An 18,363-nucleotide genomic window follows, 5' to 3' on the forward strand; every position below is an offset into this window, starting at 1 on the left:
GCACGTCATGGCGATGCTGAAAAAGAAGGACTACGCCGACAAGCTGCAGCCGTTGCATGAGCAACTGTGCGAGATGCAGCGTTGGGTGCAGGCCACCGGCCAGCGCATCGTGGTCGTGTTCGAGGGGCGCGATACCGCCGGCAAGGGCGGCGCGATCACCGCGATCTCGCAGGTGCTCAATCCGCGCGGCTGCCGGATCGTCGCATTGCCGAAACCCAACGAGCGCGAACGCACGCAATGGTATTTCCAGCGCTACGCCGAGCACCTGCCTGCAGCCGGCGAGATCGTGCTGTTCGACCGCAGTTGGTACAACCGCGGCGGCGTCGAGCACGTCATGGGCTTCTGCAACGACGCCGAATACAAGCGCTGGCTCGCGCAGGCGCCGCAATTCGAACAGATGCTGGTCGACGACGGCATCCTGCTGTTCAAGTACTGGTTCTCGGTCGATCAGGTGCAGCAGGAAGAACGCTTCGCCGAACGCCTCGAAGACCCGCTGAAGCGCTGGAAGATCTCGCCGATCGATATCGCGGCACGCACCAAATACGACGACTACACCGTCGCCCGCGATGCCTTCTTCAAGGCCACGCACCGCAAGCATGCGCCGTGGTTCGTGGTCGATGCCAACGACCAGAAGCGCGCGCGCCTCAACATGATCGCGCATCTGCTGGAACAGTTGCCGGACAAGAAAATCGCTGCCGAGCCGTTGAAGCTGCCGCCGTTGCAGCGCAAGCGGCTCGGCAAGGACAAGCTGGGCGCCAAGGCGATCCTGGTGCGCGAACGCTATTGATCAGTTGCAGCGCGACTGGGTCACGCGCTGCAGCGGCGATTCACTGCGCTGGAACGACACGTCGGCATTGCCCGCAGCCAGTGCGAAGGCGGCGCGCAGTTCTGGCTGGGCGCACCAGCCATCGGTGCGCAGCCGCAATTCGCCCAACGCCCGCGCCTGCAGTTTCGCGTCCACGCACCCGATGCACGCCTGCGAATAATCCTGCATCGCCAGCACGGATCCGGCGGCATTGGCACGCGCGGCCCCCATCGCCCAGCGCGGCCAACCTTCGGCATCATGGAAATACAGCACGGCCGACAGCAGCTGTGCATCCCCGTGGCCGGAGGCGACGACCGTCAAGCCCCACCCGGAATCATTGGGGCCGCCGTACCAGGTGCCATTCACATCGGCCTCGGGCACGCCGGCAGACAGCGCCACCGGCTCGATGCACAGGACGCGCGAGCGCCCTCCTTCGTTCACCGTCAGCAAGGCCAGCTGCGTCGCCGCGGCCTTGCGCAGCACGCAGACCGGATGTCCTGCCCCGATGCTGAAATCGATGGAGATGCTGCCGCTTCGCCGCGAGTCGCGTTTCGGTGCCGACAAGGCGGGATCACGGCGCATCAATTGCAGCCCATCCTGGCTCGCGCTGAAGCGGTCGTTCGCGATACGGCCACTGGCGAGATACCAGCGCGACTTTCCGGCATCGTCGAAGGTTGCGAAGACCGCGCTATGCCCGCCTTGAACCGGTTGCAGGTCGAGGGCAAGGCCGGGATGGCTCGGGTCCCACCACAAACCGCGCTGCGGATCGCCTGCTTGCAGCGCAACGCGCAGCACGCGACTGCCGTGCGCGTCGGCACGTTCGGTCAGGACCCACCAGACGCGACCCCGATCACGGGCATCGTCCGAAGCGAGGATCGCGCGAATGCCGCGGTCGTCGTTCAGATCGAGATAGGCGTAGCTGCCGTCGGCGTGGCGCAACATCAGCATGCTGCGGGTCTCGTCCCGCGACGTCAGCATCGTCGGCAACGCCCAGACCGTCGCACCGGTTTCGGGATGCACCAGACTCAGGGCCGCTGCCGGTCCGACGCCAACTTCCGCATCGTCACCGCCATACACCGAACGCAACGCACTGCGCGCATCGAATTCGGCCACGACACCCGCCGCCGACACCCGCACGATCCGGCCTTCGGCGTCGAGCACGAGATCGGCGCCGCCGCCTGAATCCGCATCGGCCAGGCGCGCGATGACCGAGTCGGCACGCGGCCTGGACGCGGCAGCTTCCAGGGCCGCAAGCACAGCATCCAGGCGCGCACCCGCGTAGGGCGCGACCAAGGCATCCTCAAACCGGCGCACCCGCTGCACTTCCAGGGCGGACAGCCACGACCCGAGGCCGGCATCGACGAAAGCCGAATCGGCATCAACGACCGCTTGCAGCCATACCCGAGCACCCGCCGCCCGCGCTTGCCGCGCCAACTCGAAAGCGGCATCGCGCGCCGCACGTCGATCCTGGGGATAGGTCAGCAACATCGCCGGCCAGCGCGGCACGGCCTTCAGTTCCGGCCAGACCGTCGCCGCATCGACATGCAAGGCGATGCCGCGCAGGTCAGGCAGGGTTGCATTCTTCGACGCGAGCAAGGAGATGACCGATTGCACCTGCTCGCCCGTCGCCACCAGCGCGACGCGGGAGCGATCGATCGACGGGCCAGCCGCCAGCAGATCGCGCAGGCCCGCTTCGGTCGGATCCGGGTCGAGCCAGTTCGAATACGCGAATCCCTGGGCGCGCAACAGGCCCGACAGACGCATCGCGGCCTCGTCGTCGGCATCGAATTGCACGACGGCTGGTGCTGCACCGGGCTGCTCGGGAAGGAACCAGGCCGCGGGCGCTGCCCGTGTCGCACAGGCGAGAACGAGCAACAGCGATGCCAGGACGCGGCGCATGCTTCAGCCCGTCACGAAATCACTGAAGGTCGCAGGCACGGGCAGCTCCTCACGGCGCACCTCGGCGACCCGCGCCGTCGGCGGACCTTGCCAGAGCCAGCGCTCGAGTTCGGCCAGCGCATTGCCGGTGCCCACCGCGGTCACTTCGACCGAGCCATCGTCCAGATTCTTCGCCGCGCCCACCAATCCCAGCGCGATCGCGTGATCGCGGGTCGAGGCGCGGTAGTAAACGCCCTGAACCTTGCCACTGACGATGAAGCGGGCCGCGGCCATCATGGCCGCTTCTGGTCGATGCGACGCGCGAGATCGGCACTGGTGATCGGTCCCAGGTATTTCTCGGCGACGGTGCCGTCCGGCGCGATCAGCCAACTGGTCGGCAGGCCGCGCGGCACATCGAAATCCTTGGGCGGATCGAACACGTCGACGCGTGCGATCGGATAGCTGGCCGGATGCTCCTTCAGGAACGCGCGCAGGTCGGCCTCTTCGATTTCCTCGAACGCCAGGCCGACCACGACCACATCATCGCGCGCCTGGTCGAAGGCCGAAAAATCCGGAATTTCCTTCAGGCAGGGCGAGCACCAGGTCGCCCAGAAATTCACCAGCACCCAGTGACCGCGCTGCTTGGCGAGATCGAACTCGCCATGATCCAGGGTCGTCACGATCAGGCTCGGCGACTTCGGCGCGGGAACGACATCGGCCGCTTCCGCGGCTACGGCGAACACGGACGCCAGCAACAGCAACCAGGACTTCATGGGCACTCCCTGCACAAACCGCTACGATGCGGCGCAATTTACCGACAGCGGCATGAACGGAATGTTCCGCTCCCGCAAGTCGCGTTGTTTTCGCGCAACAGGCCATGACCGAAATCCTGATCCTCTATTACTCGCGCCACGGTGCGACCGCCGAACTCGCCCGCCAGATCGCGCGAGGGGTCGGCGAAATCGACGGCGCTTCGGCGCGTCTCCGCACGGTGCCCGCGGTACGCCCGATCCACGATGGCGCGACCGAACCTGCGATTCCGGACGATGGCCCGCCGTTCTGCACGCGCGACGATCTGGCGACCTGCTCGGCGCTGATTCTCGGCAGCCCGACCCGCTTCGGCCAGATGGCCGCGCCGCTCAAGTATTTTCTCGACGGCACCTCGAACGAGTGGTTGTCCGGCACCCTGGCCGGCAAGCCGGGCGCAGCGTTCACGTCGACGTCCACGCTGCATGGCGGTCAGGAATCCACCTTGCTGTCGATGCTGCTGCCGTTGCTGCATCACGGCATGCTGATCGTCGGCTTGCCCTTTACCGAGCCTGCGGTGTCTTCGACTCGCAGTGGCGGCACGCCCTACGGCGCGTCGCACCTCGCCGGCACCCGCGGCGAACGCGAGATCGATGCCGATGAACGCGCACTGGCCCGCGCCTTGGGCAGGCGCGTCGCCGACATCACGTTGCGGCTCGCCCGATGAACCTGCGCGATCGCATTCCGGCACTTGCGCTGTTTGCCCAAGGCTTGCTGCAACTCGTCTGGCATGGCCTGCTGCTGCCCAGCCGGTCGCTGCCCCCCGGGCTGGTGGTGACGGTCGCGCTGCTGCCACTGGTGGCCTTGGCGCCGGCGGCGCGACACAGCCCTCGCCGCGTGTTGTTGGTCGGTGGCATCGTGTCCCTGCTGTATTTCAGCCACGGCGTGATGGAGTTGTGGTCGAATCCCGCCGCTCGCGGCTATGCGGCACTCGAGGTCCTGTTCGCGGTTGCGGCGATTTTCGGTCTGCGCAAGACGCCGAAACCGGCCTGATCCGCGATCCGCGTCGCTTGTCGCGCTGGCGCGCTCCGGCTAAGTTGCTGTCGCTGCACGGGACGCAGCGACGCCCGAGCGTCGGGGAGAATCATGGGTTTCATTCAGACTGCGCCGGTGCTGGCCAACACTTACCTCGACGACCGCGTGCTGCGCTCGTGGTTGCGACGCGTGTTGCCGCCCGCCGTGCTCGCCGATCACGATGGCAAGCTCAGCGAGTTCGGTGAACTGGCCGCGAACGACTGGTATTCGCAGCAATTGGCGCAGCGCCATCTCGAACCGCGGCACGTGCCCTTCGACGCCTTCGGCCAGCGCATCGACCATGTCGAGGTCAGCCCGTTCTGGCGCGATGCACCGGCGATCGCGGCGAAGTGGGGCCTGATCGCGCTCGGCCAGGACGACTGGCTGGCCCAGCACGGCCGGCCGCTGCAATTCGCGTTCAACTACCTGTTCCATCCCTCCAGCGAACTGTTCTCGTGTCCGTTGGCGATGACCGATGGCGCGTTGAAAGTGTTGATGGACAGCGACAACAAGGCGCTGATCGACCGCGCCGTGCCGCATCTCACCAGCCGCGACCCGAAGCAATTCTGGATCAGTGGCCAATGGATGACCGAGACCAGTGGCGGCTCGGATGTCGGCGGCAGCGAGACCATCGCGCGCCAGGACGAACGTGGCCGCTGGCGCCTGTCCGGACGCAAGTGGTTCGCCTCGGCGATCACCAGCGACATCGCCCTGCTGCTGGCGCGACCGGAAAAGAACCCGGCCGGCGCCGATGGTCTCGCGCTGTTCTACATCGAACCGCGCAAGTCTGACGGCCGCCTGCGCAACATCACCATCGACCGACTCAAGGACAAGCTCGGCACACGCAAGCTGCCGACCGCCGAGATCCAACTCGACAACACGCCTGCGGAACTGATCGGCGACAGCAAGCACGGCGTGCGCGCGATCGCGCCGATGCTCAACGTGACACGGCTGTGGAACGCGGTCTGCGCGGTGTCGGCGATGCGGCGCGGGCTGACGCTGGCGCGCGACTACGCGACGCGCCGTGTGGTGTTCGCGCAACCGCTGATCGACCAGCCGCTGCATCAGGAAACCCTGGCCGACCTTCAGGCTGAATTCGAGGGCATGTTCCATCTGACGTTTTACGTGGTCGAACTGATGGGGCGGGTCGAGAACGGCCAGCACGATGATGCCAGCGTGCACCTGCTGCGCCTGATCACGCCGATCGTGAAGCTGGTGACGGCCAAGGTCGCGACGCACAGCCTGAGTGAAGTGATCGAATCGTTCGGCGGGGTCGGCTACTGCGAAGACACCGGCCTGCCCGCTCTGTTGCGGGATACCCAGGTGCTGCCGATCTGGGAAGGCACGACCAATGTGCTGGCGCTCGATGTGGTGAAGGCGCTGAAGCAGATCGGTGGCCTGCAGCACTGGCTGACGGCGATCCGTGCCCTGACCTCGCAGGTCACCCTGCCGGAACTCGAAGGCGTGGTGAAGCAGGTGCGTGAATCCGCGACCGCGGTGGCGGAATGGATCCAGAAGCGTTCGCGCAGCAAGGATGAATTGCCCGCCGGCGCACGCGGCCTCGCGATGACCATGGGTCGCACGCTCGCCCTCGCCCTGCTCGCTCAGCACGCCGAATGGAGCTTCCGCAACGAGCATGACCCGCGCACCTTGCATGCGGCGCGACGCTTTGCGCGCATTGGTTGCGTGCGCCTTGCGGAGACCGTCGCGATCGAAGCGCGCACGCTGTCCAGCGACATCTACGCCTGAGGGGCTGCACCATGGATTACCTGACCATCGTCACGACCGGCGGGACGATCGACAAGATCTACTTCGACGACAAGTCCGATTTCCAGATCGGCGCGCCGCAGATCGGCGACATCCTGACCGCGCTCGGTGTCGGCTTCCGCTTTCTGGTCATTCCGCTGCTGCGCAAGGACAGCCTGCACATCACCGACGACGACCGTGACCTGGTCGCGCGCACGATCGAGGCACAGCCCGGCCGGCACGTGCTGGTCACGCACGGCACCGACACCATGGTCGAGACGGCCCGCGTGCTCACCCGCATCAAGGACAAGGTGATCGTGCTGACCGGCGCGTTGAATCCGGCGCGCTTCCAGGGTTCGGACGCGGTCTTCAACATCGGCTGCGCCGTCGGCGCCGTGCAGACCCTCGACAACGGCGTCTACATCACCATGAACGGCCGCATCTGGGACCCGCTGAAAGTGCGCAAGAACCGCGACGCGAACCGCTTCGAATCGGCTTGATCCCCGCCGCCGTCGGCAATGGCGACATCGAGCCATCTTGCGTCGGGGCCATGATTGTCGCTGCGGGTTCACAGTCGCGAGGACCCTGCGCCGACGCCACGGTGAACGACTTGGGCGTGTTGACGCCCATCGAGGGCGGCAACGGCATCATGACCTTGTTGCCCGCAGCCACGAGCCCGATGATCGACGCGGCAAGCAATTGCCTGGACGCCGATTCCAATGCCGTCACCATCGATGCACGAGGCGCGACGCGCCCGTTCAATGGCGCCTGTGATTTGGGTGCCCACGAATTCGACGGCATCCTCTTCAAGCACGGCTTCGAGTGAGTTCGATGCTGAACGACGTCCCAAAGGGTCTTCGAATAGAACACTGAATATTCGAGTAACGATTCAAGTTGCATTGCAACATCTTCGGAGCGCCCCCCACGGAGACACCCCGATGACCCGAATGAAGTCGGTTCCATCGCTTTGTGCCTTGCTTGGCCTGCCCGCGATCGCGGCGGCCGCGCCACCTGCTCTCGACACCGGCGATACCGCCTGGATGATCGTCGCGACGGCCCTGGTGCTGCTGATGACCATTCCTGGCCTGGCCCTGTTCTACGCCGGGATGGTGCGGTCGAAGAACGTGCTCAGCGTGATGATGCAGTGCTTCGCGATCACCGGCCTCATTACGGTGCTCTGGGTGATCTATGGCTACAGCCTGGTATTCGATACCACCGGCATGGAGAAGGGGGTCGTCAATTTCCACAGCTTCATCGGCGGCTTCGGCAAGGCCATGCTCGCTGGCGTCAAGGCCGACAGCCTGAGTTACGCGATTCCCGAGTCGGTCTTCATTACGTTCCAGATGACCTTCGCGATCATCACTCCGGCGCTGATTGTCGGCGCATTCGCCGAACGCATGAAGTTTTCGGCCCTGCTGGTGTTCATGGCGCTTTGGTTCACCTTCGCTTATGCGCCGGTCGCGCACATGGTCTGGAGCGGCGACGGCGGCCTGATGTGGGATTGGGGCGTGCTCGATTTCGCCGGCGGTACGGTCGTGCACATCAATGCCGGTGTCGCCGGATTGATCGCCGCGCTGGTGCTCGGCAAGCGCAACGGTTACCCGACCACGCCGATGGCGCCTCACAACCTCGGCTACACCCTGATCGGCGCGAGCCTGCTCTGGGTCGGCTGGTTCGGCTTCAATGCCGGCAGCGCTGTCGCGGCCAACGGCACGGCCGGCATGGCGATGCTGGTCACCCAGATCGCAACCGCTGCCGCCGCGCTTGGCTGGATGTCGGTGGAATGGCTGCTGCACAAGAAGCCGAGCGTGCTCGGCATCGCGTCCGGTGCCGTCGCCGGACTGGTCGCGATTACCCCGGCCTCCGGCACCGCAGGACCGGTCGGCGCACTCGCCATCGGCCTGATCGCCGGCGTGTTCTGCTTCTTCACCGCGACCACGGTGAAGCGCAAGTTCGGCTATGACGATTCGCTCGACGTGTTCGGCGTGCATGCGGTCGGCGGCATCATCGGTGCGATTCTCACCGGTGCCTTCGCTGCCCCCGCACTCGGCGGTTTCGGCACCGTCACCGACATCGGCGCGCAACTCTGGATCCAGTGCAAGGGCGTCGGTGCCACCCTCGTCTACACCAGCATCGTGACCTGGCTGATCCTCAAGCTCGTCGACCTCGTGATCGGCTTGCGCGCAGACGCCGAGGACGAAGCCCAGGGCCTCGATCTCGCCCTGCACAACGAACGCGGCTACAACCTCTAAGCGGAGCGCCCAGTCATGAAAATGGTCACAGCCATCATCAAGCCCTTCAAGCTCGACGACGTGCGCGAAGCGCTCAGCGAAGTCAACGTCACCGGCATCACGGTGTCCGAAGTGAAAGGCTTCGGCCGCCAGAAAGGCCACACCGAGCTCTATCGCGGGGCCGAGTACGTGGTCGATTTCCTGCCCAAGATCAAGCTCGAGGTCGCGGTCACGTCCGACCAGGCCGACCGCGTCGTGGAAGCGATCCAGAATGCCGCCAATACCGGCAAGATCGGCGACGGCAAGATCTTCGTCTACGATCTCGATCGCGTCATCCGCATCCGCACCGGCGAAATGGACGGCGACGCGTTGTAGCGCGCAGAGCCGTAGGGGCGTAGCGCGCTACGCCCCTGCCACGCATTCGATCCATTCAGTCGCGGAAATTGTCGTACTGCAATGGCACGTCGAATTCGGACTGGCGCAACAGGGCGATCGCGACCTGCAGGTCATCACGCTTCTTGCCGCTGACGCGCAGCTTGTCGCCGTTGATCTGCGCCTCGACCTTGATCTTGGCCTCTTTCAGCGCCGCGATGATCTTCTTCGACACCGCCTGCTCGATGCCCTGCTTCACGGTGATCTGCTGGCGCGCGCCGGCCAGATTGACCTCCGGATCAGCGATGTCGAGACAGCGCGCGTCGATCTTTCGCGCGACCAGGCGCGCGCGCAGGATGTCCTGCATCTGCTGCAACTGGAACTCGCTCGGCGCCTGCACCTTGACGACGAGCTTGTCGAGCTCGAACGAGGCATCGGTGCCCTTGAAATCGAAGCGATTGGCCAATTCACGGTTGGCCTGGTCGATGGCATTGGTCAACTCGTGCTTGTCGACTTCGGAAATGACATCGAACGACGGCATGACGCACTCCACGGGCTCGGGAAAGCATTCAGCTTAACCGACCGCGGCGAATGCCGGAACTTGCTTCAGCGCAGCTTGCGCGTCGAAATGATCGCTTTCTGGCGCCGCACGTAAGCGATCGCGGCCAGCAGCCACAGCAGTGGCGCGCCCCAATGCGACCACAGCAACAGGCGGTGCTGGAACCCGTAGTGGGCGTGGTGCAGCACGTCCATCGCCAGCGCCGGATTGGCCCGCAAGGTATCCCGCGCCGGGGCGAACATCGACTCGGCATGGGCAGCGGCCGTCGCCTGCCCACCGGTGCGCTCGATCAGCCAACGCCCACCCTGCATGTAGGTCCAGGTCAGTGCGCCTTCGCGCTGGGCGGACGCTTCCGCGATCGGCCCGAGATCGTGCAGCTGAGTGAGCGCGCCCCATCCATACAGGGCGTTGGCGGTCGTCAGCAGGGCCGGCACGGCAATCCACTGGAACATGCGCAATTTCACGGCAATCCTCGTCGATCCCTCGGTCCAGCATAAACGGGAATTCGGCACGATTCCTGCGACATCGGCTGCAGAATCGTTGTTCCAAACCGAACTCGTCGCACTGATAGCATCGCCGCATGACGTCGCCCGCCTTTGCCACCGCCGACGATCCACCCGCCCACGTGCATGCGGAAGCCGTGGTCACGCTGTGGAAGCAGCTGTCGGAACAGTGGTCGCAGGACCAGTCCGAGCAGCTCGCGGAGCATGTCGACGCGTGGCTGGAAGCGGCCGACGGCGCGATGGTGACGCGCCTCGGCGATCTCGCCGCCTATCTCGCCAGCTTCATCGAAACCGGGCGCGCGCCGAACACGGCACAATGCATCCGCATCAACGAGCTGATCGAGCAGCTGGACCAAGCGGTGCCGGCGGTTGCGCAAACGCAACCAGACCGCGGGGAGCCGACCGCCGTCGAGTCGCCCACCGCACGCGACAACATCACGTCGATCCAGGGTGCGCTTGCGGCGGCGAGCCGGCAACGCACCTCTCGCAACACCCTGTGTCTGCTCGGCGTCGGCGACCGACTGGCACCCGGCCTGCAATCCGCGCTTGGCGAACGCGGCTACGAACTGCAGCATTTCGGCGATGCCATCGGCCTGCGCGATTTCCTGAATGTCACCGTGCCCGGTGCCGTGATCATGACGGCGATGCAGTTGCGTGCCCTTCCGGCCCTGATCGCGCGTTGGCGCGATGCACCCTCGCCACCCGCAGTCGTTGTCCTGTCGCCGGACCGCGATCTCACGCATCGCCTGTTGGCGTTGCGGGCGGGCGCGGCTGCGTTCTTCGCCTCGCCGCTCGACAGTTACCGCATTGCCGCGCGCATCGACGAGCTGCTCGGTCGTCAGGATGCACCGCCCTATCGCGTGCTGATCGTCGAAGACGACCGCGAGCTCGCGGTGCAGTGCGGCCAATGGATCGCGGCCGAGGGCATGACGGCGCGCATCGCCCCGCATGGGTCCGCCGCGATGTCGGCACTCGCCGACTTCCAGCCGGATGCGGTGCTGATCGACGACAGTCTGCCCGATGCACGCGGCATCGACCTGGTGCAGGTCATGCGCCAGCAGGCCGAACATGCCACCTTGCCGATCGTGTTGGCAGCGACGGCCGGCGATGCAGCAGAACGTTTCGATGCCATCGCGGCCGGTGCCGACGAGGTGCTGGTGAAGCCGCTCAAGGCGCGCCATGTCGTCGGCGTCATCCGCTCGCGCGTGCAGCGCGCGCAGTGGCTGCGGGCACAGGCAGAAGCCGGGGCGGCGCGAGACCCGAAGTCCGGTCTGTATCCGCGCTCGCTGGTGATCGACCGCATTGCCGGTCGCATCGGCACCCAGGGTTCGGCGCTGATGATGATCCAGTTCGACGACGTCGATGCCCTGCGCGGCCAGATCGGCCTGAGCGCGATGGGAACCATCGACGTCGAGATCGGCACGCGCTTGCGTGATCTGCTGGCGAACCACGACCTGGTCTGCGGCCTGCGTGATTTCGCCTGGCTGGTGCTGCTCACCCGCGACCGTCGCGAACTGCTGACGCAACTCGCCGAACGCCTGCGCTTCGCGATTGTCGAACGTCCCCTGGAGATCCAGAGCAACACGCTGCCGATCAGCGCGAGCATCGGCCTGGTCGCGCTCGACGACGTACCCACCGATGCCGATACCGCCGTGCAGGCAGCCGAGCGCGCCTGTGCCGATGCGCAGGCGCGCGGCGGCAACATCGCGCTGTGGTCGGAACTGGACGACGCCACCCGGACCGACCCGGTACTGGCAGTGCGGGCAGTGCTCAGCCGCCCGCTGGACCAGCGCAACCTGCGCGTGGAATATCGCCCGCTGGTGCCGTTGAAGGGTAGTCTGCACGACCAATTCGACTTCCAGTTCTTCCTCGGCAGTGCGGCAAACAGCGGCACTCGCGGCAGCTATGCCTTGTGCGCCAGCGTCGCCAACGAACTCGGCCAGCGCACGACGCTGGAGCGCTCACGCCTTGAAATCGCGTTCGCAGCGCGCGAGGAGGCGCGGGGCGGTCGCCATGCCCTGCGCTTCCTGATGCCGGTCACCAGCGATTGGCTGCTCGATGGCACCGAAATGGACTGGCTGCTCGCGACCATGGGCAGGCGTCAACTTGCAGGCGGCGGCTTCACGTTCGAACTGACCGGTGCAGAACTGCTCGACCATCGCGAGGCACTGAACGCGCCGATCGCGCGCCTGCGCGATGCCGGCGTGCGTTTCGGCCTCAGCGACTACGGTCGCGACTTCGCCGCAGTCCACGTGCTGACGCAACTGCCGGTCGACGTATTGCGCCTCGATGCCGAATTGCTCGATGCGACCGCTTCGGCCAACAGCACCAGCCCGACCTTGATCGCGCTGGTGCGCAAGGCGCACCAGTTGGGCGCCATGGTCGTCGCGCCCGGCATGAACACGCTGGAACATGCGCACATCTTCATGCGCCTCGGCATCGACTATGGTGTTGGCAACGCCTTCGGGCCGGCATTGGCGCAACCGGAATTCGACTTCAACCGGCCCCTGTGGTGACCGTCAGGCGCGCAGTCGCAGACGTTGGCGCCATTCGTCCGCCCAACCGGCTGCGGCTGTTGTCCACCAGTGGGTCCAGGCCGCTGCGCCGTGGGCAAGCTGCGCAAAACAGCGCCTCGATCCGGCCAGCAAGTCCGCGGGCGCGGGCGTCGACATCGCCGCACGATTGACCGCATCCGCCCGCGCGACGGCGTGAAGCCATTCGGCCGGAGCCTCGCCCGCCGCCAGCTTGACCGATTGCGCCAACGCATCCAGCGCCCCGGCAATCACGCGATTGCGCCACACCGCGACATCGGCCTGCCACTCGGCATCGCTGCACGCGCCCGCGTTTGCAGCCATTGCCGCGATCGCCTGCAGGCGCGCAGCACGGTCGCGTCCGCGCAACTGCGGCGAAGCGTGATGTGCGAAGCCGGATAGATACGTGTTGCCGTCGACCAGCAGTTCGCGAAACATCGCGTCGAGACGATCGCGATGCTCCACCGGCGCATGCCCCATCAGCATCGGCAGCATCGCAAAGCTGCTGTCGGGCGCGATCGCGCTGAGCAGGCCGAGGAAGGCGGTGTCGTCGGCATGCCCTGCGGTGGGCGTGAGTGGCACCAGTTCGCGATTGTCGATCAGGAACGGCGTGTACACGGCCGAGCTCGTCAGGCGCGGCACCGACACCCCTTGCCACAGGTGATCGCCCTGCAATCGATCCAGCACGAACGGCTCACGCAGCAAGTCGCGCAGGCTATGGCTGTCGGTGATGTTCAGATAGAGCGCACTGTTGAACACGTGGCCGCCATGGATGCCGGCGATCACTGCGGCAACACGACGCCCGGCTCTCCAGGACGACAGCTGTTCATGACTCTGCCCGGCGATCTGGCGAATCAGCAGCCCGTCGCGCTGTGCCAGCGCACCCGGCGATTGGCCAAGCACCGTCAGCGCTTCGCGCCAAGGATCTTCGTCCATCTCGGGCAGGTCCGGCATCGCACCGTCGAAAAAGCGGCCCTCGGTGGCCGACGCGTTCTGCATCGACCAATGGCGTTGCCATGCCGGCGGTCTTCGCACCGGCAGAAAACAGTCGTCGTCGATCATCGAGACCGTAGCGCCGGCGGTCAGCAACATCGCCCAATTCCAGGAACGCGCACCACTCGCGGTCGCCAGCACCGCCGGATCCAGCAGGCAGGCAATGCGCGGATCCGCGGTCTCCGGGAGCGTGGCCAGCATTTCGCGACGCTGCACCGGGCCCAGGTACATCACGTCCAGCCCCGCGCGCGCTGCGCGGGCCACCACGTCGACATTGTCGGCGGCATCGACGTCCGTGCGCGCGTCGTCGACCACCAGCCAGGGGCGCGAGACATCGCCGCGTTGCCGACGATCAAGCGCCGAATCGAGAAGTCGCGCCAATGCCTGCGGGCGTCGATAGGTGCGCACCGCAATGACCGGCGCAGGTGCCGGAGGCCGCAATTCGGCATCCCCGATCATCACCGCCGGCGTCACCACCAGGTCCATCGCTTCGAGTCGGACCAGCGCGGCAGTCGCCACGGCGGACGGCATCGACTGTCGCTCCTGTGCTGCGGCGATCAAGGCCGCGCGTGGCTGGAACGGCAACGCCATCTGCCACAGCACCGCTTCGGCGCGACTGAGCAGGGCACTGCGCTGACGATCCGTGGCCACCCACAGGAACTGGTCGCCACCGCTGGGCCAGCAGGCGCCACCGCGGCTCGCAATCCATTGCTGATACTCGGTCATCACGGCGTGCCGCATCGGAAACAGCGGGCATTATAGTGTTGCTCCCAGCCTCGACCGGCGACTGTCACCGTCATGCCCTATACCCCGATCCTCGCCACGCTCGGCTACGTGCTCTCGCCGGACCGCGACCAGGTACTGCTGGTGCATCGCAATGCGCGCGCGCACGACGCCCATCTCGGCAAGTACAACGGCCTCGGCGGCAAGCTCGAAGCCGACGAGGACATCGTCGCCGGCATGCGCCGGGAGATCCGCGAGGAAGCGCAGATCGATTGCAATGAACTGCAGTTGCGCGGCACGATTTCCTGGCCAGGCTTCGGCAAGCACGGCGAGGACTGGTTCGGTTTCGTGTTCCTGATCACGCGTTTCCAGGGCGTGCCGCCGGCCAGCAACCCCGAGGGCGACCTCGAATGGGTGCCGATCGAGCGGATCATGGACTTGCCGCTCTGGGACGGCGACCGCCACTTCCTGCCGCTGGTCTTCGACGCCGACCCGCGCCCTTTCCATGGCGTGATGCCTTATCGCGACGGACGCATGCAGTCGTGGTCGGTGTCGCGCATCTGAGGTAGGCCATGACCGAAGCCCGTCTGCACATCGTCTGTCCGCATTGCGATGCGGTGAATCGGGTGCCCGAGGCACGGCTCGTGGCGCAGCCGCAATGCGGGCGCTGTCATCACGCCCTGTTCGTCGGCCAGCCGCGCGCGGTCGATGGCGCGCAGTTGACGAAGCATCTGGGCCGTGACGAACTGCCGGTCGTGGTCGACTTCTGGGCGCCCTGGTGCGGTCCCTGCAGGCAATTCGCGCCGACGTATGTCGAAGCCGCGCGGCGTCTCGAACCGAAGTTCCGGCTGCTCAAGCTCGATACCGAGGCGCATCCGCAAGCTGCCGCCCCGTTCGGCATTCGCAGCATTCCGACGCTCGTCGCGTTCGGCGGCGGCCGCGAACTCGGCCGCATCTCCGGCGCCTTGCCCTTGTCGCAACTGATGCAGTGGCTGGCGCAACTCACGGCGGACTGAACGATGCAGGGCGCATGACACGTTTTGTTCCCCGGCCGCGTCAGCATCGGCAGGACGACGATCCGCGCCGTCCCAAGCGAGGAACCCACCATGCCCGACGTCCCGAATATCGCCAAGAATCCGCTGCATGACGTGTATGCGCGCTTGTTGTCTGCCGCATCCGCGGGACGCGATGCATCCTGCTCGCGATCGTTGTCCGAACTGCGCGACCGCCTCGGCCTCGCGCAATTTCGCGACGCGACATCGGCTTATTTTGCGGCCCTGTCGCCCTTGGACCAGCGCCGTCTCGCGGTCAGCCTCAGCGTGCACGCCGACAGCACCACGCTTGCGGCCTGAATCCCGGCGATTGCCGCAGGATGCGAGGGCCGGCTAGGCTTCGGGCCCCGCTGCCGGAGGTTCCATGTCACGACTCGCCCTGCCCCTGCTTGCCCTCGCTGCCGTCGTGGCGCATGCCGAAGAAGCGCCGGCCTATCGCACGGTCAACGAGATCGTCGCTGCCTCCGCGCCGGCGGACTGGCGCCAGCCCGACCCGGAGAACACGTTGTATCTGGAACTCGCCAGCGGCCGTGTCGTGATCGAACTCGCGCCCTGGCTGGCACCGAAGCATGCCGTGAACATCCGTGCACTCGCACGCGAAGGCTATTTCGACGGCCTCGCCATCCTCCGTTCGCAAGACAACTATGTCGTGCAGTGGGGCGACCCGGAGGCCGATGACGAAGCGAAGGCGCGTCCGTTCAAGACCGCAAAAGCCAAACTCGAGGGCGAGTTCACGGTGCCCTGGACCGACACGATGTCGTTCACGCGCATCCCCGACGACGACGGCTACGCACCGGTGGTCGGCGTGTCCGATGGATTCTGGGTCGGACGCGATCCGAAGACCCGCGAGATCTGGCTGACGCATTGTTATGGCACGGTCGGCGTGGCCCGCGGCAACGAAACCGATTCCGGCAACGGTGCCCAGCTCTACGTCGTCAGCGGCCACGCACCGCGCCATCTCGATCGCAACATCACCCTGGTCGGACGCGTGCTGAGCGGCATCGAATTGCTGAGCACGATGGCGCGCGGTGCGCCGCCGATGGGCTTCTACGAGAAACCCGAACAACGCGCGCCGATCAAGGCCATGCGCGTTGCCGCCGACGTGCCGGAAGGCGAGCGCAGCGCGCTTGACGTGCTGCGCACCGACACCCCGACCTTCGCCGAGATCGTCGAAGCCAAGCGCAACCGTCGCGATCCCTGGACCAAACTGCCGGCCGGGCATATCGAACTGTGCAACGTGCCACTGCCGGTGCGCGCCACGCCGACGAGCGCGCCGAAATCGTGAGCAAGCATTACGACCAGGCCTATTTCGATCGCTGGTATCGCGACCCGAAGCACCGGGTGAAATCGCCACTGGTGCTCGAACGCAAGGTGGCGATGGCGGTGGCGATGGCCGAGCACTATCTCGGTCGCCCGATCCGTTCGGTCATCGACATCGGTTGCGGTGAAGCGCCGTGGCGCGGCTTCCTGAAACTGTTGCGACCGAAGATCGACTATCTCGGCCTCGACAGCAGCGACTACGTGGTCGAACGCCACGGCCTCGCGCGTGACATTCGACTGTGCCGCTTCGGGGATCTCGAACAACTGCGCTTCGACCGCAGTTTCGACCTGCTGATCTGTTCGGATGTGATGCATTACCTGCCGACGAAGGAGTTGCTGCGCGGCCTCGAAGGCTTCGCCGACCTCTGTCCGGAGGGTTTCGCCTTCATCGAACTGATGTGCCGCGGCGATGAATTCGTCGGCGATCGCGAAGGATTCATCGCGCGCCCGGCCAAGTTCTATCGCAAGGCCTTCGTGCAGGCCGGGTTCACCGCTTGCGGCTCGCATGGCTACCTGAGTCGCGGCTTGCGCGAAGAAGCCAGCGCGCTCGAACTCGGCGCCCGCGATTGAACGTGGTCGACGCGCGATGATTCCGAAGACGATCCACTACTGCTGGTTCGGACGAGGTCCGATGAGCGACTTGAACCGTCGCTGCATCGACAGCTGGCGCCGGATGCTGCCGGACTACGAGATCGTCGAATGGAACGAGGACAATGCCGATCTCGACCACGACTATTGCCGCGCGACCCTCGCTCGAGGTCTTTGGTCCAAAGTCGCGAACTATGTCCGTCTCGACGTGCTGCATCGGCATGGCGGCCTCTATCTGGATACCGATGTGGAAGTCGTGCGCCGCTTCGATGACCTCTTGCCGCTCGAGTGCTTTCTCGGTTTCCAACTGGTGCCGGCGCACGTCGATTGGGTCAACAATGCCGTCATCGGCGCGCGCGCGGGACATCCGTTCCTTGCGCATTGCCTGACGACGCTCCGGCAGACCTATACGCAAAGTCAGTACATCCCGCGCGGCCCTGAATTGTTGACGGCCGTGCTGATGCGTGCCGGGCTGGTGCAGCATGGCCGCCAGGACGTGCGCGGCGTCACCTTGCTGCCCCGTGAATGCTTTTATCCCTATGCCTGGACGGAGACGTACAGCCCGGACTGCATCAGCGCGGAGACCTATGCCGTGCACCATTGGGAGGGCACGTGGTGCGAGCCGAAGCCGGCTTCGCTACCATCGCCGACCGATTCAGGACTGACTGCATGAAAACCCACCCGCACCGCCCTCTTTCTCTGCACCTTGCTGTCGACGTTCGCCCTCGCCGCCGAGAACGCGCCCGCGACCAAATCGAGTTTGCTGAAAAACGGCCAGTTCGAAGAACTGAATGGTCGCGGCGGTGCCGCGAACTGGATCAACAAGCAGCACGCCGGCGTTCGGGCCTACCGCTTCGAAGTGGTCGAGGATCAGGCGCACGGCGGCAAGCGCAGCCTCATGCTGCGCCGAATGACGAAGCAAGTCTGGGGCAAGACCGAACAGTTGCTGCCGGTCACGCCCGATCTGATCGGCAAGACCGTCGAGTTCGAAGTCTGGGTGCGCAGCGACAAGGTCGGCAAGAAAGGCTTTCTGATCTGGCTGGGTGCCTCCGCACGGTCGTTGCTGCTGCAGCATGTGAAGTCGGACCGCATCGGCGGTGACAGCGACTGGACCCGACACGCGTTACGCCTGGACATCCCCGAATACACCACGCAACTCGTCGTCGCTGTGACGCTGGAAGACGAAGGCACGATCTGGATCGACGACGCCAAATTGAGCGTGATCGATCCAGCCGAGTGAC

Annotated in this window: 22 protein-coding genes; 16 read left to right on the top strand and 6 right to left on the bottom strand. The window is 65.7% G+C overall.

Translation table 11 applies throughout. The annotated features are described in order from the left end of the window. Window positions 1-7 precede the first annotated feature (7 nt). Window positions 8-787, top strand: coding sequence for a polyphosphate kinase 2 (ppk2, locus tag IPP28_14520; protein MBL0042208.1), 780 nt, complete (start codon window positions 8-10; stop codon window positions 785-787). Here ppk2 and IPP28_14525 read toward each other — a convergent pair whose 3' ends face one another. Genes IPP28_14525 through IPP28_14535 form a run of 3 tightly spaced genes read right to left on the bottom strand, consistent with a single transcriptional unit; the run spans window position 788 to window position 3,456 of the window. Then, the gene (locus tag IPP28_14525) at window positions 788-2,704 is read right to left on the bottom strand and encodes a hypothetical protein (protein ID MBL0042209.1); all 1,917 of its coding nucleotides are present in this window, start codon (window positions 2,702-2,704) and stop codon (window positions 788-790) included. A gap of 3 nt (window positions 2,705-2,707) precedes the next feature. Continuing rightward, entirely contained in the window at window positions 2,708-2,977 is a 270-nt protein-coding gene (locus tag IPP28_14530; GenBank protein MBL0042210.1) for an acylphosphatase, read from the bottom strand. Beyond that, on the bottom strand, window positions 2,977-3,456 hold the full coding sequence (locus tag IPP28_14535) for a TlpA family protein disulfide reductase (protein MBL0042211.1): 480 nt from the start codon (window positions 3,454-3,456) through the stop codon (window positions 2,977-2,979). Before IPP28_14535 ends, IPP28_14530 begins: the two co-directional genes overlap by 1 nt. A gap of 104 nt (window positions 3,457-3,560) precedes the next feature. Here IPP28_14535 and wrbA point away from each other — a divergent pair, with 104 nt between their 5' ends. The 7 genes from wrbA to IPP28_14570 all read left to right on the top strand — a co-directional run bounded on the left by wrbA (window position 3,561) and on the right by IPP28_14570 (window position 8,856). Further along, the gene (gene wrbA, locus IPP28_14540) at window positions 3,561-4,157 is read left to right on the top strand and encodes an NAD(P)H:quinone oxidoreductase (GenBank protein MBL0042212.1); all 597 of its coding nucleotides are present in this window, start codon (window positions 3,561-3,563) and stop codon (window positions 4,155-4,157) included. Further along, complete coding sequence (locus IPP28_14545; GenBank protein ID MBL0042213.1) at window positions 4,154-4,483, top strand: DUF2069 domain-containing protein; 330 nt, start codon at window positions 4,154-4,156, stop codon at window positions 4,481-4,483. The genes wrbA and IPP28_14545 overlap by 4 nt, the downstream gene beginning before the upstream one ends. A 93-nt stretch (window positions 4,484-4,576) precedes the next feature. Continuing rightward, the gene (locus IPP28_14550) at window positions 4,577-6,253 is read left to right on the top strand and encodes an acyl-CoA dehydrogenase family protein (GenBank protein ID MBL0042214.1); all 1,677 of its coding nucleotides are present in this window, start codon (window positions 4,577-4,579) and stop codon (window positions 6,251-6,253) included. An 11-nt stretch (window positions 6,254-6,264) separates the two neighbouring features. Continuing rightward, entirely contained in the window at window positions 6,265-6,750 is a 486-nt protein-coding gene (locus IPP28_14555) for an asparaginase (GenBank protein ID MBL0042215.1), read from the top strand. A 116-nt stretch (window positions 6,751-6,866) separates the two neighbouring features. Then, window positions 6,867-7,076: a hypothetical protein gene (locus IPP28_14560; GenBank protein ID MBL0042216.1), complete on the top strand. Its 210-nt coding sequence runs from the start codon at window positions 6,867-6,869 to the stop codon at window positions 7,074-7,076. A 112-nt stretch (window positions 7,077-7,188) separates the two neighbouring features. Further along, window positions 7,189-8,502, top strand: a complete 1,314-nt coding sequence (locus IPP28_14565; protein MBL0042217.1) for an ammonium transporter — start codon at window positions 7,189-7,191, stop codon at window positions 8,500-8,502. Between the two features lie 15 nt (window positions 8,503-8,517). Then, a complete protein-coding gene (locus tag IPP28_14570) occupies window positions 8,518-8,856 on the top strand; it encodes a P-II family nitrogen regulator (GenBank protein ID MBL0042218.1) in 339 nt (112 codons plus the stop codon). 55 nt (window positions 8,857-8,911) lie between these two features. Here IPP28_14570 and IPP28_14575 read toward each other — a convergent pair whose 3' ends face one another. Next, complete coding sequence (locus tag IPP28_14575) at window positions 8,912-9,394, bottom strand: YajQ family cyclic di-GMP-binding protein (GenBank protein MBL0042219.1); 483 nt, start codon at window positions 9,392-9,394, stop codon at window positions 8,912-8,914. 65 nt (window positions 9,395-9,459) lie between these two features. Continuing rightward, window positions 9,460-9,876, bottom strand: coding sequence for a hypothetical protein (locus IPP28_14580; GenBank protein MBL0042220.1), 417 nt, complete (start codon window positions 9,874-9,876; stop codon window positions 9,460-9,462). 116 nt (window positions 9,877-9,992) lie between these two features. Here IPP28_14580 and IPP28_14585 point away from each other — a divergent pair, with 116 nt between their 5' ends. Beyond that, on the top strand, window positions 9,993-12,431 hold the full coding sequence (locus IPP28_14585) for an EAL domain-containing protein (GenBank protein ID MBL0042221.1): 2,439 nt from the start codon (window positions 9,993-9,995) through the stop codon (window positions 12,429-12,431). A 3-nt stretch (window positions 12,432-12,434) separates the two neighbouring features. On the opposite strand, the gene IPP28_14590 is transcribed toward IPP28_14585, so the two are convergent. Then, window positions 12,435-14,180, bottom strand: a complete 1,746-nt coding sequence (locus tag IPP28_14590; GenBank protein ID MBL0042222.1) for a hypothetical protein — start codon at window positions 14,178-14,180, stop codon at window positions 12,435-12,437. Between the two features lie 57 nt (window positions 14,181-14,237). On the opposite strand from IPP28_14590, the gene IPP28_14595 reads away from it, so the two are divergent. The 7 genes from IPP28_14595 to IPP28_14625 all read left to right on the top strand — a co-directional run bounded on the left by IPP28_14595 (window position 14,238) and on the right by IPP28_14625 (window position 18,362). Beyond that, complete coding sequence (locus tag IPP28_14595) at window positions 14,238-14,726, top strand: 8-oxo-dGTP diphosphatase (protein MBL0042223.1); 489 nt, start codon at window positions 14,238-14,240, stop codon at window positions 14,724-14,726. An 8-nt stretch (window positions 14,727-14,734) separates the two neighbouring features. Further along, window positions 14,735-15,178, top strand: a complete 444-nt coding sequence (gene trxC, locus IPP28_14600; protein ID MBL0042224.1) for a thioredoxin TrxC — start codon at window positions 14,735-14,737, stop codon at window positions 15,176-15,178. 90 nt (window positions 15,179-15,268) lie between these two features. Next, window positions 15,269-15,514: a hypothetical protein gene (locus IPP28_14605; protein MBL0042225.1), complete on the top strand. Its 246-nt coding sequence runs from the start codon at window positions 15,269-15,271 to the stop codon at window positions 15,512-15,514. Window positions 15,515-15,578: 64 nt separating this feature from the next. Further along, window positions 15,579-16,499 carry a peptidylprolyl isomerase gene (locus IPP28_14610; protein ID MBL0042226.1) on the top strand — a complete coding sequence of 307 codons (921 nt, stop codon included), beginning with the start codon at window positions 15,579-15,581 and terminating at the stop codon, window positions 16,497-16,499. Further along, on the top strand, window positions 16,496-17,104 hold the full coding sequence (locus IPP28_14615) for a class I SAM-dependent methyltransferase (GenBank protein MBL0042227.1): 609 nt from the start codon (window positions 16,496-16,498) through the stop codon (window positions 17,102-17,104). The genes IPP28_14610 and IPP28_14615 overlap by 4 nt, the downstream gene beginning before the upstream one ends. A gap of 16 nt (window positions 17,105-17,120) precedes the next feature. Continuing rightward, window positions 17,121-17,795, top strand: a complete 675-nt coding sequence (locus tag IPP28_14620; GenBank protein ID MBL0042228.1) for a hypothetical protein — start codon at window positions 17,121-17,123, stop codon at window positions 17,793-17,795. A gap of 33 nt (window positions 17,796-17,828) precedes the next feature. After that, complete coding sequence (locus IPP28_14625; protein MBL0042229.1) at window positions 17,829-18,362, top strand: hypothetical protein; 534 nt, start codon at window positions 17,829-17,831, stop codon at window positions 18,360-18,362. The last annotated feature ends 1 nt before the right edge of the window (window position 18,363 follow it).

The sequence above is a fragment of the Lysobacterales bacterium genome (assembly GCA_016721845.1).
Classification (GTDB): domain Bacteria; phylum Pseudomonadota; class Gammaproteobacteria; order Xanthomonadales; family Ahniellaceae; genus JADKHK01.

Bases quoted from the DNA above. Each gene is read 5' to 3' on its own strand.
- ppk2 (MBL0042208.1), top strand. From the start codon at position 8: ATGGCGATGCTGAAAAAGAAGGACTACGCCGACAAGCTGCAGCCGTTG.
- wrbA (MBL0042212.1), top strand. From the start codon at position 3,561: ATGACCGAAATCCTGATCCTCTATTACTCGCGCCACGGTGCGACCGCC.
- IPP28_14595 (MBL0042223.1), top strand. From the start codon at position 14,238: ATGCCCTATACCCCGATCCTCGCCACGCTCGGCTACGTGCTCTCGCCG.
- IPP28_14530 (MBL0042210.1), bottom strand. From the start codon at position 2,977: ATGGCCGCGGCCCGCTTCATCGTCAGTGGCAAGGTTCAGGGCGTTTAC.
- IPP28_14590 (MBL0042222.1), bottom strand. From the start codon at position 14,180: ATGCGGCACGCCGTGATGACCGAGTATCAGCAATGGATTGCGAGCCGC.
- IPP28_14525 (MBL0042209.1), bottom strand. From the start codon at position 2,704: ATGCGCCGCGTCCTGGCATCGCTGTTGCTCGTTCTCGCCTGTGCGACA.
- IPP28_14565 (MBL0042217.1), top strand. From the start codon at position 7,189: ATGACCCGAATGAAGTCGGTTCCATCGCTTTGTGCCTTGCTTGGCCTG.
- IPP28_14610 (MBL0042226.1), top strand. From the start codon at position 15,579: ATGTCACGACTCGCCCTGCCCCTGCTTGCCCTCGCTGCCGTCGTGGCG.
- IPP28_14545 (MBL0042213.1), top strand. From the start codon at position 4,154: ATGAACCTGCGCGATCGCATTCCGGCACTTGCGCTGTTTGCCCAAGGC.
- IPP28_14620 (MBL0042228.1), top strand. From the start codon at position 17,121: ATGATTCCGAAGACGATCCACTACTGCTGGTTCGGACGAGGTCCGATG.
- IPP28_14570 (MBL0042218.1), top strand. From the start codon at position 8,518: ATGAAAATGGTCACAGCCATCATCAAGCCCTTCAAGCTCGACGACGTG.
- IPP28_14550 (MBL0042214.1), top strand. From the start codon at position 4,577: ATGGGTTTCATTCAGACTGCGCCGGTGCTGGCCAACACTTACCTCGAC.
- IPP28_14535 (MBL0042211.1), bottom strand. From the start codon at position 3,456: ATGAAGTCCTGGTTGCTGTTGCTGGCGTCCGTGTTCGCCGTAGCCGCG.
- trxC (MBL0042224.1), top strand. From the start codon at position 14,735: ATGACCGAAGCCCGTCTGCACATCGTCTGTCCGCATTGCGATGCGGTG.
- IPP28_14605 (MBL0042225.1), top strand. From the start codon at position 15,269: ATGCCCGACGTCCCGAATATCGCCAAGAATCCGCTGCATGACGTGTAT.
- IPP28_14555 (MBL0042215.1), top strand. From the start codon at position 6,265: ATGGATTACCTGACCATCGTCACGACCGGCGGGACGATCGACAAGATC.
- IPP28_14575 (MBL0042219.1), bottom strand. From the start codon at position 9,394: ATGCCGTCGTTCGATGTCATTTCCGAAGTCGACAAGCACGAGTTGACC.
- IPP28_14585 (MBL0042221.1), top strand. From the start codon at position 9,993: ATGACGTCGCCCGCCTTTGCCACCGCCGACGATCCACCCGCCCACGTG.